The organism is Serratia sp. PAMC26656, from assembly GCF_016469055.2.
GTDB classification, from domain to species: Bacteria; Pseudomonadota; Gammaproteobacteria; order Enterobacterales; family Enterobacteriaceae; genus Serratia; species Serratia plymuthica.
On record NZ_CP150486.1, the window covers coordinates 2,922,845 to 2,937,673 of the forward strand.

Consider the following 14,829-nt stretch of genomic DNA (forward strand, 5'->3'; position numbering starts at 1 on the left):
TATTTTACAATTTTTTTTAATTCTCTACTCTGAGCCTCCTGAATCATTATTTTTCGGGACTTCCCCCTATGGATACGCTGGTACAGCAGACCGTCAACGGACTGATGCTCGGCAGTATTTATGCGCTGATCGCCCTGGGTTACACCATGGTGTACGGCATTCTGCGCATTATCAATTTCGCGCACGGTGATGTGCTGATGGTTGGCGCGCTGAGCGCCCTGTCGTCTATCGGCGTGTTGCAGCATCATTTCCCCACTCTGTCGCCGTACAGGGTGCTGTTGTTGGCCACGGCGATCGCCATGGCGGTCTGCGCGCTGGTGTCGATGAGCATCGAACGCCTGGCCTATCGCCGCCTGCGCAATGCCCCGCGTCTGGCACCGTTGATCAGCGGTATTGGCGTCTCGCTGCTGCTGCAAACGTTGGCGATGTTGATCTGGTCGCGCAATCCGTTGATGTTCCCGCAACTGCTGCCCATGTCCCCCATCGCCTTGACCCAGGGCAGCGCCGGGCATGCCCCGGCGGTGATCACCGGCACCGGTATCGCCACGTTGGTTGTCGCCGTGTTGGTGATGGCCGGGCTGCTGTTGTTGGTCGAACACTCACGTTTTGGCCGCGCGATGCGGGCCACGGCGGAAAACCCGCAGGTTGCCGGCCTGATGGGTATCGATCCCAACCGGGTGATCGTGTTGACCTTCGCTCTCGGCGGCGCGCTGGCGGCGGTGGCGGGCATCATGATGGCCAGCAACTACGGCAACGCCGGCTTCTCCATGGGCTTCCTGCCGGGTATCAAGGCTTTTACCGCCGCGGTGCTGGGCGGCATCGGCAACCTGCGCGGCGCCATGCTCGGCGGACTCATGCTGGGGCTATTCGAATCGCTGGGAACCGGTTATCTCGGTGAACTGACCGGCGGCACCTTCGGCAGCAATTATCAGGACGTTTTCGCCTTCCTGATTCTGATTGTGGTGCTGGTATTACGCCCATCCGGGCTGCTGGGCGAGCGCATCGCCACCCGCGCCTGAGGAGATAAAATGACCGTTCTGACCACCTCCCTGCATACCGCTACCCCAGGCCGCGCCAGGCTCGGTGTCGTGCTGTTTATGCTCGGCCTGCTGCTGGCCCCCTGGCTGGCCGGGGCCGCCGGCGGCAACTACTGGGTGCGGGTGATCGACTTCGCGCTGCTGTACCTGATGCTGGCTCTGGGGCTGAATATCGTCGTCGGCCTGACCGGCCTGCTGGACATGGGATTTATCGCCTTTTACGCGGTGGGCGCCTATCTGACCGCGCTGCTGTCATCGCCGCACCTGACCGAACAGTTTCCGCTGCTTCTGCACTGGTTCCCGGAGGGCTTGCATCTGTCCATCCTGCTGCTGATACCTTTGTCTGCGGTGCTGGCGGCCCTGTGCGGCATTCTGCTCGGCGCGCCGACGTTGCGGTTGCGCGGTGACTATCTGGCGATCGTCACGCTGGGTTTTGGCGAAATCGTGCGTATTCTGATGCGCAACCTCGATCGCCCGGTCAATATCACCAACGGCCCAAAGGGCATTTCCGGCATCGATCCGGTCAGCCTGTTCGGCCTGAAATTTTCCGGCATGCATGAGTGGTTCGGCATCCGTTTTTCCTCGCTGTATTTGTATTACTACCTGTTCGCCGCCCTGCTGCTGGCGATCCTGTTTATCTGCCTGCGCCTGCAACATTCACGGGTCGGCCGCGCCTGGACCGCCATCCGCGAAGATGAGGACGCAGCGCGGGCGATGGGCATCAACACCCGTAACTTCAAGCTGCTGGCGTTCGCCATCGGCGCCACTTTCGGCGGCATCGCCGGCGCGCTGTTCGCGGCGTTCCAGGGATTTGTCTCACCGGAATCCTTCACCCTGCAAGAGTCGATAGCCGTGCTGGCGATGGTGGTGCTGGGCGGTATGGGCCACATTCCCGGCGTGATCCTCGGCGCGTTGCTGCTGGCGGCGCTGCCGGAGCTGTTACGCAGCACCATGGGGCCGCTGCAACAGGCCCTGTTCGGCCAAGTGTGGATTGACCCGGAAATTATCCGTCAACTGTTCTACGGCCTGGCGCTGATTCTGGTGATGCTGTATCGCCCAGCGGGCCTGTGGCCGGCGCGTCATCAATCGGGAGCCGCATCATGACGCCATTGCTCACCCTAAAGCATGTCAGTAAACGCTTTGGCGGGCTGACCGCCGTGGATGACGTCAGCATGAGTATCCGCCAGGGGGAAATCTATGGGCTGATCGGGCCGAACGGCGCCGGTAAAACCACCTGCTTCAATCTGATTACCGGCCTGTACCGCGCCGATGGCGGCGAGTTCCGCCTGCTGGATCGCCGCTACAAACCGCAGGCGATCGACAAAGTCGTGCAGGCCGGCATCGCCCGCACTTTCCAGAACCTGCGGCTGTTCAATGAGATGAGCGTGCTGGAAAACGTGATGGTGGGCTGCCATGTGCGCACCCGCAACGGCCTGTGGGCGGCTATTTCACGCCACCGCCGCGCCCGCGAGGAAGAACAGGCAACGCGTGAGAAGTCCCACGCGCTGCTGGAATACGTCGGCATCAGTCAGTTTGCCCACTACCGCGCCGGCGATCTTTCCTACGGCCACCAGCGGCGGCTGGAAATTGCCCGGGCGCTGGCAACCGACCCGCAATTATTGGCGCTGGATGAACCGGCCGCCGGCATGAACGCCGCAGAGAAAGTGGCGCTGCGCGAGCTGCTGCAACGCATTCGCGAAAGCGGCAAAACCCTGCTGCTGATCGAGCACGACGTCAAGCTGGTGATGGGACTGTGCGACCGCCTGACGGTGCTCGACTACGGCAAAGTCATCGCCGAAGGCGAACCTGCTCAGGTACGGCGCGAACCGGCGGTGATCCGGGCTTATCTGGGAGGATCTGCGCATGTCTGAACCCTTACTGTCAGTCAAACGGCTAAAAGTGTCTTACGGCGGCATTCATGCGGTGAAAGGTATCGATTTTACGGTTAATCACGGCGAACAGGTGACATTGATCGGTGCCAACGGCGCGGGCAAAACCTCCAGCCTGCGCGCGTTGACCGGCCTGCACCCCTTCGAAGGAGAGATTCTGTTCGACGGCCAGTCCATTCGCGGTGTTCCTCCGCATCGGTTGCTGCAGCAGGGGCTGGTGATGGTGCCGGAAGGCCGCGGCATTTTCGCCCGTATGACGGTGCTGGAAAATTTGCAGCTTGGCGCTTACTCCCGCCGCGATAAACCGGCGATCCAGCAGGATCTGGAACGGGTTTGCACTCTTTTCCCACGCCTGCGCGAACGGTTACGGCAACAAGCCGGGCTGCTCTCCGGCGGCGAACAACAGATGGTCGCTATGGGCCGTGCGCTGCTCAGCCGGCCACGTCTGCTGGTGCTGGATGAACCGTCAATGGGCCTGGCGCCGATCGTGGTCGAAGCCATTTTTGACGTGATCAAAACCCTTGCCAGTGACGGTGTCACGCTATTACTGGTGGAACAAAATGCCCGACTGGCGCTGGAATCGACCGATCGCGCCTACGTGCTGGACAGCGGCAGCCTGAGCCACAGCGGCCGGTCTGCCGGCATGCTCGACGATGAAAAAATCAAACAAGCCTATCTGGGCGAATAACCGTTTTTACTTTTAACCGCACCGGGAGTGTTACATGAACAAGATAACTCGCTTTAAGCCGCTGGCCCTGGCCGCCGCCGTTCTGGCTACCCTTGGCGCAGCCGCGCCTGCGCAGGCCGCCGACACCATTCTGATCGGTCTGGCTGGCCCGCTGACCGGCCCTTCCGCCCGTATCGGCAAGGATCTGGAAAACGGCGCTCAGTTGGCGATCGCCGATGCCAACGCCCAGAAACCGACGCTGAACGGCAAGCCTGTCACCTTTAAACTGCTTTCCGAAGACGACCAGTCCGATCCGCGCACCGCCGTTGCAGTAGCGCAGCGCCTGGTGGACGAAGGCGTCGCCGGCGTGGTCGGCCACTGGAATACCGGCACCAGCATCCCGGCGGCTCGCATTTATCACGACGCTGGCATTGCCCAGGTTGCGCCGGTCGCCACCGGTCATGCCTATACTCAACAGGGGTTTGATACCAGCTTTCGCGTGATGGGCCATGATGACGACGGCGGTAATTACGCCGGTGAATATGCCGTCAAGGTGCTGAAAGCCAAACGTATTGCGGTCATCGACGATCGCACCGCATTCGGCCAAGGGCTGGCGGACGAGTTTATCAAGTCGTTGGCGGCGCAGGGCATGCAGCCGGTAGCGCGTGAATACGTCGATGACAAAACCGTCGATTTCAGCGCGGTACTGACCACCGTTCGCAGCAAGAATGCCGATCTGATTTTCTTCGGCGGTGTGGACTCACAGGCGGCACCCTTGGCCCGCCGCATCAAACAGCTGGGCATGAACACTCAACTGATGGGCGCCGGCGGCTTCGTCAGCCAAACCTTCCTGACGCTGGCGCAGAAAGAAGGTGAAGGCGTGGTGGCGCTGGAACCGGGCCTGCCGCTGGAACAGATGCCGGGCGGCAAAGCCTTTGAGCAGGCTTACCGCGACCGTTACAAGACCCACATCGAACTGCATGCGCCATTCGCCTATGACGCCACCCGGGTATTGATTGCCGCCATTGAGCAGGCAGGATCCGCCAATCCGGCCGATTATCTGCCGAAACTGCGCGCCATTCATTATCAGGGCGTCACCGGCAACATCGCATTCGATCCGCAGGGCAACCTGCAACAGCCAAGCTTCACCCTCTACAAGGTGGTCGACGGCAAATGGCAGCCGCAGAGCGTGTTGGGCGGCGCTAAAACACAACAATAAAGCAAGGGGAGCAAGGTGATGAGCTGTGCAAAAAACGAATTGGGCATTCTGGCCCGTCGGCGTATAGAGGCCGAGATCATCAAGCCGATCTACCAGATTCTGGTGCGTGAGATCGGCAAGGAGCGCGCGCAGGCAGTGATTGGCGAGGCCATTGAAAACGCCGCCATCGATGCGGGCAAGCAGTTTGCCGCGCAGGAGCCGAATGGCGCCGATTTGCAGAGTTTCGCCGCCTTGCAGTATCTGTGGGAAAAAGACGATGCGCTGCAGGTGAAGGTGATCCATCAAGACGAGCAGCAGTTCGACTATAACGTCACCCGCTGCCGCTATGCGGAGATGTATCACGAGATGGGGCTGGGCGAGATTGGCCATCTGCTGTCTTGCGCCCGCGACAGCCAGTTTATCGTCGGTTATGCGCCGGACGTCGAGCTGCAACGCACCCAAACCATTATGTCCGGCGCGCCCTGCTGCGATTTCCGCTATGCCGCAAAAGCGTCGGGAGAGAAAAAATGATCCCTCAGGTTAACGGCGAACGCCTGTGGCAAAGCCTGCGCGATATGGCGCAGTTCGGCGCCATCCCGAAAGACGGTGTCACCCGGCTGGCGCTGAGCGAGGAAGATCGTCAGGCGCGCGACCAACTGCGTGCCTGGGCTCTGGAGGCGGGATGCAGCGTGCGGATCGATCGCATGGGCAACATGTTTTTGCGCCGCGAAGGAACCCGCCCGGAACTGGCACCGGTCTTCACCGGCTCCCACGTCGACTCACAGCCCAACGGCGGGCGCTTTGACGGCATTTATGGCGTGCTGGCCGGGTTGGAAGTGATCCGCACCCTGAACGATCGCCAGATTGCCACCGAGCGCGCGTTGGAGGTGGTTAACTGGACTAACGAGGAAGGTGCTCGCTACGCCCCGGCGATGATCGCCTCCGGCGTGTTTGCCGGCGTGTTCGATGAAGAATACGGCCTGTCGCGTCGCGATGCCCAGGGCGTCAGCATCGGTGAAGCGCTGAAGCAAATCGGTTATGACGGCGAAGATCCGGTCGGCGGCAGGCCAATCCACGCCGCCTTTGAGCTGCATATCGAACAAGGTCCGATCCTCGAGGCGGAAAACCTCGAGATTGGCGTGGTGACCAGCGCGCAGGGCCAGCGCTGGTACGAATTGGAGATCCTCGGTTTCAGCGCCCATGCGGGCACCACGCCGATGGAACGGCGCCGCGACGCCCTGCTCGGCTTTGCCGCTATGGTCACGGAGGTCAATCAGATCGGCCTGGATTTCATGCCGGACGCACGCGCCACGGTAGGCATGGCGCAAATCACCCCCAACTCGCGCAATGTGGTGCCGGGCAAGGTGTTTTTCAGCGTCGAGTTCCGTCATCCGCAGGAGGCGGTGCTGGAACAGATGGAACAGCGGTTGCTGGCGGCGGTCGCGGAAGTGGATGCCGGCACGTTGAGTGCACGCGCCGAACGCATTTTCCAATATCAGCCGATACGCTTTGATCAAGGGTGTATCGACAGCGTACGCCAGGCCGCACAGGCGCTGGGGTATTCGCACCGGGATATAGTTTCCGGCGCGGGTCACGATGCCTGTTATCTTAGCCGGGTAGCCCCCACCGCGATGATTTTTATTCCCTGCGTGGACGGCATTAGCCACAACGAGCTGGAAAATATTTCACCCGCCTGGGCCACCGCCGGTGCCAATGTGCTGCTCAACGCGCTGCTGGCGCAAACGGGCGCCTGATCCCCTCGCCCCGGTTAGCCGACCGGGGCAATAGCAAAAAATATTCAACAAACTGGTTGAATATTCATCACCCTGTTCTATATTCAACCATATGGTTAAATTATCTTCCTCACAGCTGGACGCCATTTTCCACGCGCTTTCCGACCCAACGCGCCGCGCTATTTTGCGTGCGCTGGCTGACGGCGAGCACAGCATTGGTGAACTGGCCGCGCCGTTGCAAATGTCGTTTGCCGGCGCCTCCAAGCATATCAAAGCACTGGAGCTTGCAGGCCTGGTGCAGCGAACCGTGCAGGGAAGAAACCATATCTGCCGGCTTGAACCCGGGCCAATGGCGCAGGCCATGCAATGGCTGCAAACCTACGAGCATTTCTGGACAGAACGGCTGGACGCGCTGGAAATAGCGCTGCGGCAGCCCGAACAGTATCCTCCCAAGGAGTGAACCATGAACGACTACGGTATGATTATTGAAACCGGCACGCTGCGCATTCAGCGGCTGCTGCCCGGCCCGATCGAACGGGTCTGGGCCTATCTGACGGAATCCGACAAACGCGCCACCTGGCTGGCCGCCGGCGTGATGACGCTGGAAAAAGGCGCGGCGGTGGAGTTGGTATTTCGCAATTCCGATCTGACGGGCGAACACGAGCAGACCCCCGCCAAATACAAACAAAGCGACTGCAACGGCAAACACCTCGGCCATATCACCTGCCTTTTCCCGCCGCGGCTACTGAGCTTTACCTGGGAGGAAAAGGATCAGAACCGTCCTTCCGAAGTGACCTTTGAACTGACCGAACAGGACAACGCGGTGCTGCTGACGGTCACCCACCGACGCCTGGCCAACCGTGACGACATGCTCGGCGTGGCCGCCGGTTGGCATACCCATCTGGATATCCTGCTCGATCGCCTGCACGATCGTCAGCCACACTCGTTCTGGACCACCCATGCCAAGCTGGAGGAAGAGTACCGGGCGAGACTGTAATCAGCTTTCATCCCGGCGTCTGAACGCCAGGTAACCGGTGACCAACGTAAAACCGCCGACCAGCAACACCAGCAGAATAAAGCCGTGGTGATTGCTGGCCAGCGGGATCCCTCCCACGTTCATGCCGAAGAAACCGGCGACGATGTTAATCGGCAGCGCCAGCACGGTGATTACCGTCAGGGTGTACAGCGTGCGGTTGTTCTGCTCCATCTGTTTGGCGCCAATCTCCTCTTGCAACAGGCGAATGCGCTCGGTCAGGCTGGCCAGATCGTTCAGCACCACGGTGAACTCTTCGGTGAACTGCCGCAGATCCTGCACCACGTCCCGGCTAAGCCAGGCCGGTGGCCGGTTCAGCAAGCGAAACAGTGCGGCGGGCTCCGGCGCCAGCAGGCGCTGAAAGCGCAATAACATGCGGCGCATGCGCCCCAGTTCGGTGCGGTTGCGTTTCACATGGTTACTCAGCAGGCGATCTTCAATGGTGTCGACATACTGGTTGGCCTGTCGCACCACCTGCTCCAGCACCTCTTCCTGTTCTTCCAGCAAGTGCGCCAACAGCTCGGTGGACGACGCCAGTTGCAACGGCCCCAGACGCCCCAGCAGCCGTTCGATCAACCGCAGCGGCTTGTGCCGCACGGTAACCACCAGCCCGCTGCGACAATACAACCACAGCGTGGCGATCTCCGGATTATTTTCTTTGGGGTGGAAAATCACGTCGTTGAGCACCGCAAACAGGTCATCCCCCTGCCGTTCGATGCGCGTGGTATGGGAGCCGTGACGGATCTCATCGAAGAAAAAGTCGGAAATCGCAAAGTGATTTTTCAGCCATTTCTCTGCCGCCGCATGGTTCAGATTGAGGTGCAACCAAATAAACCCTTCGCCCGGCGACAGAGCCAGGTAAGCCTGGCAGGCCTGCTGCGAAGAAACGCGCAGCGGCGGTTCTCCCGTGCGGAACACATGGCCGTAAATCAGCCCGGTAACTTCATCATCAAAATCGAGCTTGTGCATTTTATCCGCAACCGTCTGAACCATAAATCTTTATCCCGAATAACCGCATTAATCAATAAACCAGACTCAGCCTTTATATCAATCTTTAAATACCAACGTTAATTATTTTCACGTTTCCAGATGATTAATATTACCGTCATAAAAAAGTCACATTATTTCCCAATACTTTCATGGCAACACCGTTCAACACCGTCAGTATTCTAATGAAGTTTATCGGGAAGGTCCTTTATGAGCGATAACAGCGCCGTTCAAGCGGGTGCACCCTCTGCATCCAGCCTGCCAAAGATCTACCAAAAGAACAGTCGACTCACTGTTCTTTTTTTTGTTTTTTTATTAGTACTGGGGATCGCTTTTGCCGGGGTAAATCTATTTAACGACGTGACCGATGCCGGGGCAGTATATACCAGCTATCTCCCTTTTCTTTTATTGGGGTTAGCGCTGCTTATTGCGCTGGGCTTTGAATTCGTTAATGGTTTTCACGATACTGCCAATGCGGTAGCCACCGTTATTTACACCCACTCCCTGTCGCCGATGGTGGCAGTGGTCTGGTCAGGGTTTTTCAACTTCCTCGGCGTTTTGCTCTCCAGCGGCGTGGTGGCATTCGGCATCATTTCGCTGCTGCCGGTTGAATTGATTCTGCAAGCCGGCACCGGTAACGGTTTTGCCATGGTTTACGCCCTACTGTTCTCGGCGATTATCTGGAACCTGGGCACCTGGTGGCTCGGGCTACCGGCCTCCTCGTCGCATACGCTGATTGGTTCCATCATCGGCGTAGGCGTGGCTAACGCCCTGATCCACGGTCGTACCGGCACCAGCGGCGTGGACTGGGGACAGGCGATTAAAGTGGGTTATGCGTTGCTGCTTTCACCGGTGATCGGTTTTGTGTTTGCCGCCCTGCTGCTGCTGGCGTTGAAGGTGTTCGTTAAAAACCGCCAGCTGTACACCGCCCCAAAAAATGATGCGCCGCCGCCGCTGTGGATCCGGGGCTTGCTGATCCTCACCTGTACCGGCGTCTCCTTCGCCCACGGCTCCAACGACGGGCAAAAAGGCATGGGCCTGATTATGCTGATCCTGGTCGGCACCATGCCGATCGCCTATGCACTGAACCGCTCAATGTCGCCGGAGCAAATCCCGCGCGTGGCGGCGCTGGCGGAGGTCACCAAAAACGATCTGTTGCGCCAATTCCCGGCGGTCAGCCAGGTACCGCCGCGCGAGGTGCTCACCGGCTATGTGCGTTCCAACGAATTGACGCCGGACGTAGTGCCCGCGCTGGCGCAACTGACCGGCGCCATCGGCGATCAAGTCCGCCAGTACGGTTCTGTCGACAAGATCCCAGCGCAGGCGGTGTCCAACACCCGTAACGATATGTATCTGGCATCGGAAGCCATCAAGCACCTGAAAGCGGAAAAGCAGCTTCAGTTTTCCGCCGACTCACAGCGCAATCTGGATGCGTTGAAAGGCGATCTGGACAGCGCCACTCGCTTTATCCCGTTCTGGGTCAAGGTGGTGGTGGCGATTGCCCTCGGCCTTGGCACCATGGTCGGCTGGCGGCGTATCGTGGTTACCGTTGGGGAGAAAATCGGTAAAAGCCACCTGACCTATGCCCAAGGCGCCAGCGCCGAACTGGTGGCGATGACTACCATAGGTGCGGCGGATGCCTTTGGCCTGCCGGTTTCGACCACCCACGTGCTGTCCTCCGGCATCGCCGGCACCATGGCGGCTAACCGCTCCGGCCTGCAAATGTCGACCCTGCGCAACCTGCTGATGGCTTGGGTTCTGACGCTGCCGGCCTCGGTACTGCTTTCCGCCGGGCTGTACTGGGTTTTCACTCATTTCTAAAACCGGGTTAACACGGAGAATCAATTATGGCTATGCATGAATTTAACCGCGACGACACTTTCAACCAGCGCCTGCTGCAGGAGTTTTATGACAGCTATGACGAGGAGCTGGAAATGGAGCTGGATGACCTGCGGTTTGACGACACCGAAGTGGACAGCGATCAGAAAAAAGCCTGGCGCAAACAGTATTTCCGCGAGCTGCTGCGCCTGCAAGGCGAACTGGTGAAGCTGCAAGACTGGGTAATGCGCACCGGCCACCGCGTGGTGATCCTGTTTGAAGGCCGCGACGCCGCCGGCAAAGGCGGGGTGATCAAACGCATCACCCAACGCCTGAACCCGCGAACCTGCCGCGTGGCCGCGCTGCCGGCACCGAACGACCGCGAGCGCACCCAGTGGTATTTCCAGCGCTACATCGCCCACCTGCCGGCGGCGGGTGAAATCGTGCTGTTCGACCGTAGCTGGTATAACCGCGCCGGGGTGGAAAAAGTGATGGGGTTTTGCAACGACGAGGAATACGAAGAGTTTTTCCGCAGCGTGCCGGAATTTGAGAAAATGCTGACGCGCAGCGGTATTCAGATCGTCAAATACTGGTTCTCGATCACCGACGACGAGCAGGAACTGCGCTTCCTCAGCCGCATCCACGATCCGCTGAAGCAGTGGAAGCTCAGCCCGATGGATTTGGAGAGCCGGCGCCGCTGGGAAGACTACACCGAGGCCAAGGAAATCATGTTGGCGCGCACTAACATTCCGGAAGCCCCCTGGTGGGTAGTTCAGGGCGTCGACAAGAAAAAGGCGCGGCTGAACTGCATCAGCCACCTGCTCCAGCAACTGCCTTACGAAGAGACCGAAGGCAACGTGATCACTCTGCCGCCGCGCAAGCGTAGCCCGGACTATAACCGCCATCCGGTGCCTGACGATATGGTAGTCCCTGAAGTGTATTGATTTTCAATGGGGATGGTTTGCCATCCCCTGCCTGACATCATGATGAATACGCTGGCCTTTTGCCGGCATATTCCGCCTTCACCCTATTTTCTCCACATTTGCTGTGCAGACTCTTGCTGATATTTTTTAGTCACTTAGAGTAAGAGCCTCGCTTGTCATGTCATTCTTGAATTGTGTTATCCCTTTCTCCCTTCGGCGTTTTCGCGCCGTTATCGCGCTCAGCCTGCTTTTTATCATCGTCCCTGCACAGGCCGCCGCGCCGCTGGTATTGCATTCAAAAGCCGTGTTGGTCGTCAATCAGCGTACCGGCAAAACGCTGTTCCAGAAACAGGCCAATCGCGCGTTACCCATTGCTTCGCTGACCAAGCTGATGACCGCTATGGTGGCGCTGGATAGCCGCCGTCCGCTGGGCAATAAAATGAGGGTGACTGCCGCCGATCGCGATTTATTGAAGAAAACTCACTCGCGGCTGACCCTGGGTTCGTCACTCAGTCGCCGCGATATGTTGCACATTGCGCTGATGTCATCCGAGAACCGTGCGGCAGCCGCCCTAAGCCGTCATTACCCCGGCGGCCGCAAGGCGTTTGTGGCGAAAATGAATCAGAAGGCGCGCAGCATCGGCATGAAACACGCCCGTTTTTATGACCCCACCGGGCTGACGCCGCGCAACGTCGCCAGCGCCAACGATCTGCTTAAAATGGTCAATCACGCTTATCGTTATCAAACCATTCGCCGTTTCAGCACCGATAAACAGCACGTTGTTTACCCCGGCCGTGGCCAATTGGTGTACCGCAGTTCCAATGGCCTGATCAATAACCGCAACTGGAACATTCAACTGCAAAAAACCGGTTATACCAACGAGGCCGGTCACTGCGTGGTGATGAGAACCGTCATCAAAGGGCAGCCGGTAGTGATCATCCTGCTGGGTTCCCAACAGCGCTACGGCCATTATGACGATGCGCTGCGCCTGAAAGCCTGGCTGGAGTCCTGATCCCTCGCGCAGGGCGTCTTTAACCGCCCTGCGCATAACCAAATCCGTTTTTTATCAATGGAATATCCTATCCCCAATCAGTATTACGCCCTTGGTGGTCTGCATGGTATTTGTCATAAATAACTGATGATAAAGGAGCAGGAAAATGGCTTATGCCTTGAGCGTGTTGGATAAAAGTCCGATTGCCGAAGGAGAAAGCGCCGCCCAGGCGCTGACGCGCACGCTGCATCTGGCGCAGCAGGCGGAAATCTGGGGCTATCGCCGTTTCTGGTTGGCGGAGCATCACAATACTCCGCAGCTCGCCTGCCCTTCACCCGAGGTGTTGATCGCCTATTTACTCGGGCAAACCTCACGCATTCGTATCGGTTCCGGCGGCGTAATGCTGCAACACTACAGCGCTTATAAGGTTGCGGAAAACTTCAACCTGCTGGCGACGCTTGCCCCGGGCCGGGTAGATCTGGGTGTGGGGAAAGCCCCCGGCGGGCTACCGCTCTCTACCCAGGCGTTGCAGGCTGCGCACGACCAGCAGAATAAGCCGGATTTTCCGCAGCAGTTGGCCCAGCTCAATGCTTATCTGAATGACGATGCACAACCTGGTCTGAGCGCCACCCCCCAACCTGAGCACTCCGCTCAACGCTTTCTGCTGGGTGCCAGTAGCGAAAGTGCCCAACTGGCCGCCGAACACGGCTGGGCGTTTGTTTATGCCGCACAGCTCAATGGCAACCCAGACGATATTCAGCGGGCGCTGGCGCACTATTCCGCGCAAAGCGGTGGCCGCAAAGCCCTGCTGGCGGTCGCGGCGATCGTCGCGGACACGGCCGCGCAGGCCAAAGAATTGGCGGCCGGGATCCAGCAATACCGCGTGCACGTGGCCGGCGGGCAGAGCGTGACCGTTGGCAGTCTGGAACAGGCGGAGAGTTTTGTTCAGCAGGCCGGCGCGACCGATTACCGCATCGAGCCGCGCGAAAGCCATATTCTGCTCGGCACTGCGCAGCAGGTGCGCCGGCAGTTGGACCAACTGCACCAACAATATGGCGTGGAAGAGTTTGTTATTGATACACCGATTAGCCAACCCGCCGCCCGCCTGGCCTCTTTGCAACTGCTGGCGCAGGAGAGTCTGGCGTTGGTGTGATCGGGGAACGGGGCCATAAGCGTTAAATCGGCATTGACCATTGGCCATACCGATTTGATGCCTCACATTCAGTTAACCGAGGTGCCGGCGACCATCGCCACCGCCAAATCCTGCGCCAGCCTCTCTCGTTCTTCCTCAAGCAGGTTGGCCAGGCTGATACGAACAGCCGGGCCACTTTTCAGTCGGAACGGCTCACCGCTTTGCACCAGCCAGCCGCGCTGCGCCATGATTTGGCTGGCGGCGGCTTCTGAGCGCACCGGCAACCAGATATGCACCCCTTCCCCCGGCGGCAATGGCGTGCCAGCCAGTGCGCCCATTCGCGCTGCCAGCGCATCGCGCCGCGCCTGATAGGTATCCTGCGCCCGTAATAACAAGCCATCGCCTTGCACCTGCGTCCATAATTTGACGGCAATCTGCTGCAAGATATGGCTGACCCAACGCTCGCGAATGTATTGATCGGCACGCATCGCCTGCAATAGCGACGATTTGCCGCAGGCCAACGCAATGCGCAGGTCCGGGCTGAGGAACTTGCTCAGCGACAGCACATACAGGCCGTTGTCGGCACTGCAGGGTAAATGCAGCGGCTGTTGCGACAGCGGCCCCCAGAAATCATCGACGATCGCCAGGCAGCCGGGCTGTTGCGCCAGGAACTCGCGCCAGCACTTGGCGCGGGCAGCGCTGAGCGACATACCGGTCGGGTTCTGCGCCCGCGGTGTGAGGATCACCGCGCACCCCAGCGTTGCAGCGCCCTTCTCCGGCAATTGGCACCCTTGATCATCGACCGCAAGCGGCAGCGGTTTTAGGCGAAGGTGCCGCAACAACGTCAGCAGCGGCGGCCAACAAGGATCTTCCACCCAGACCGCAGCCCCCGGTGCCGCATGGCAGCGCAGCGCCTTTTCAATGGCGTCCAGCGCGCCGGAAAACACCGCCGGGTCGCCCAACGCTGCTCCTTGTTCGGTGAGCCACTTGCTGCCCAGCGTGCACAATGCCGGCAAATCACCGCTGACGTCATAGCCATTCTGCTGCGGGAAGACATCATCCTTGCCCAGCGACAGCGCCGGTAACAGCGCAGCATCCAGATTGCCACTGGCTAAATCGCGCATGCCTTCAGGCACCCGGCGTACGCTGCGCACCGCCCTTAACGGCTGGTCAAGCACCTGGGTACCGGCGCGGCCGCGTGTGGCCACCAAACCGGCATCCCGCAACTTGCCGTACGCACTGGCGACCGTATTGGGGTTCACCCCCAGTTCCCCGGCCAACTGGCGCACCGGCGGCAACAGGTCACCCGGTTGCAAATCGCCCCGTTTTATCTGCGCGCCGATCTGTTCAGCAATCTGGACAGCGCTGCCGCCTTTTGCATACAATGAACCCATACATAAAACCTTTTTGTATTAGTTCAA

15 protein-coding genes are annotated in these 14,829 nt (G+C 59.4%); 13 read left to right on the top strand and 2 right to left on the bottom strand.

Going from position 1 to position 14,829, the window contains the following annotated elements; genetic code table 11:
• Positions 1–68 precede the first annotated feature (68 nt).
• The 9 genes from JEM67_RS14760 to JEM67_RS14800 all read left to right on the top strand — a co-directional run bounded on the left by JEM67_RS14760 (position 69) and on the right by JEM67_RS14800 (position 7,521).
• Positions 69–1,019 carry a branched-chain amino acid ABC transporter permease gene (locus JEM67_RS14760; protein WP_199635973.1) on the top strand — a complete coding sequence of 317 codons (951 nt, stop codon included), beginning with the start codon at positions 69–71 and terminating at the stop codon, positions 1,017–1,019.
• Between the two features lie 9 nt (positions 1,020–1,028).
• Positions 1,029–2,141, top strand: a complete 1,113-nt coding sequence (locus JEM67_RS14765; protein ID WP_199635974.1) for an ABC transporter permease subunit — start codon at positions 1,029–1,031, stop codon at positions 2,139–2,141.
• Positions 2,138–2,908: an ABC transporter ATP-binding protein gene (locus JEM67_RS14770; RefSeq protein ID WP_199635975.1), complete on the top strand. Its 771-nt coding sequence runs from the start codon at positions 2,138–2,140 to the stop codon at positions 2,906–2,908. Before JEM67_RS14765 ends, JEM67_RS14770 begins: the two co-directional genes overlap by 4 nt.
• On the top strand, positions 2,901–3,614 hold the full coding sequence (locus tag JEM67_RS14775) for an ABC transporter ATP-binding protein (protein WP_199635976.1): 714 nt from the start codon (positions 2,901–2,903) through the stop codon (positions 3,612–3,614). Before JEM67_RS14770 ends, JEM67_RS14775 begins: the two co-directional genes overlap by 8 nt.
• A gap of 34 nt (positions 3,615–3,648) precedes the next feature.
• Positions 3,649–4,812, top strand: coding sequence for a branched-chain amino acid ABC transporter substrate-binding protein (locus JEM67_RS14780; RefSeq protein WP_199635977.1), 1,164 nt, complete (start codon positions 3,649–3,651; stop codon positions 4,810–4,812).
• Between the two features lie 18 nt (positions 4,813–4,830).
• Positions 4,831–5,322 (top strand): L-2-amino-thiazoline-4-carboxylic acid hydrolase, encoded by a 492-nt coding sequence (locus tag JEM67_RS14785; protein WP_013813062.1) that lies wholly within the window; start codon positions 4,831–4,833, stop codon positions 5,320–5,322.
• Positions 5,319–6,545, top strand: coding sequence for a Zn-dependent hydrolase (locus JEM67_RS14790; protein ID WP_199635978.1), 1,227 nt, complete (start codon positions 5,319–5,321; stop codon positions 6,543–6,545). The genes JEM67_RS14785 and JEM67_RS14790 overlap by 4 nt, the downstream gene beginning before the upstream one ends.
• Positions 6,546–6,636: 91 nt before the next feature.
• Positions 6,637–6,984, top strand: a complete 348-nt coding sequence (locus JEM67_RS14795; RefSeq protein ID WP_004944937.1) for an ArsR/SmtB family transcription factor — start codon at positions 6,637–6,639, stop codon at positions 6,982–6,984.
• Between the two features lie 3 nt (positions 6,985–6,987).
• Positions 6,988–7,521, top strand: coding sequence for an SRPBCC family protein (locus JEM67_RS14800; protein ID WP_199635979.1), 534 nt, complete (start codon positions 6,988–6,990; stop codon positions 7,519–7,521).
• Here the strand turns inward: JEM67_RS14800 and JEM67_RS14805 are convergent, their stop codons facing one another.
• Entirely contained in the window at positions 7,522–8,550 is a 1,029-nt protein-coding gene (locus JEM67_RS14805; RefSeq protein ID WP_199635980.1) for a transporter, read from the bottom strand.
• A gap of 204 nt (positions 8,551–8,754) precedes the next feature.
• Between JEM67_RS14805 and JEM67_RS14810 the strand changes: the two genes are divergently transcribed.
• From JEM67_RS14810 to JEM67_RS14825, 4 genes are all read left to right on the top strand, one after another.
• Positions 8,755–10,365, top strand: a complete 1,611-nt coding sequence (locus JEM67_RS14810; protein WP_199635981.1) for an inorganic phosphate transporter — start codon at positions 8,755–8,757, stop codon at positions 10,363–10,365.
• A gap of 26 nt (positions 10,366–10,391) precedes the next feature.
• Positions 10,392–11,306 carry a polyphosphate kinase 2 gene (gene ppk2, locus JEM67_RS14815; RefSeq protein WP_199635982.1) on the top strand — a complete coding sequence of 305 codons (915 nt, stop codon included), beginning with the start codon at positions 10,392–10,394 and terminating at the stop codon, positions 11,304–11,306.
• Between the two features lie 157 nt (positions 11,307–11,463).
• Positions 11,464–12,297 carry a D-alanyl-D-alanine endopeptidase gene (gene pbpG, locus JEM67_RS14820; protein ID WP_199635983.1) on the top strand — a complete coding sequence of 278 codons (834 nt, stop codon included), beginning with the start codon at positions 11,464–11,466 and terminating at the stop codon, positions 12,295–12,297.
• A 145-nt stretch (positions 12,298–12,442) separates the two neighbouring features.
• A complete protein-coding gene (locus JEM67_RS14825; RefSeq protein WP_199635984.1) occupies positions 12,443–13,429 on the top strand; it encodes an LLM class flavin-dependent oxidoreductase in 987 nt (328 codons plus the stop codon).
• A gap of 68 nt (positions 13,430–13,497) precedes the next feature.
• Here JEM67_RS14825 and JEM67_RS14830 read toward each other — a convergent pair whose 3' ends face one another.
• Positions 13,498–14,802 carry an aminotransferase class I/II-fold pyridoxal phosphate-dependent enzyme gene (locus JEM67_RS14830; protein ID WP_199635985.1) on the bottom strand — a complete coding sequence of 435 codons (1,305 nt, stop codon included), beginning with the start codon at positions 14,800–14,802 and terminating at the stop codon, positions 13,498–13,500.
• Positions 14,803–14,829 lie beyond the last annotated feature (27 nt).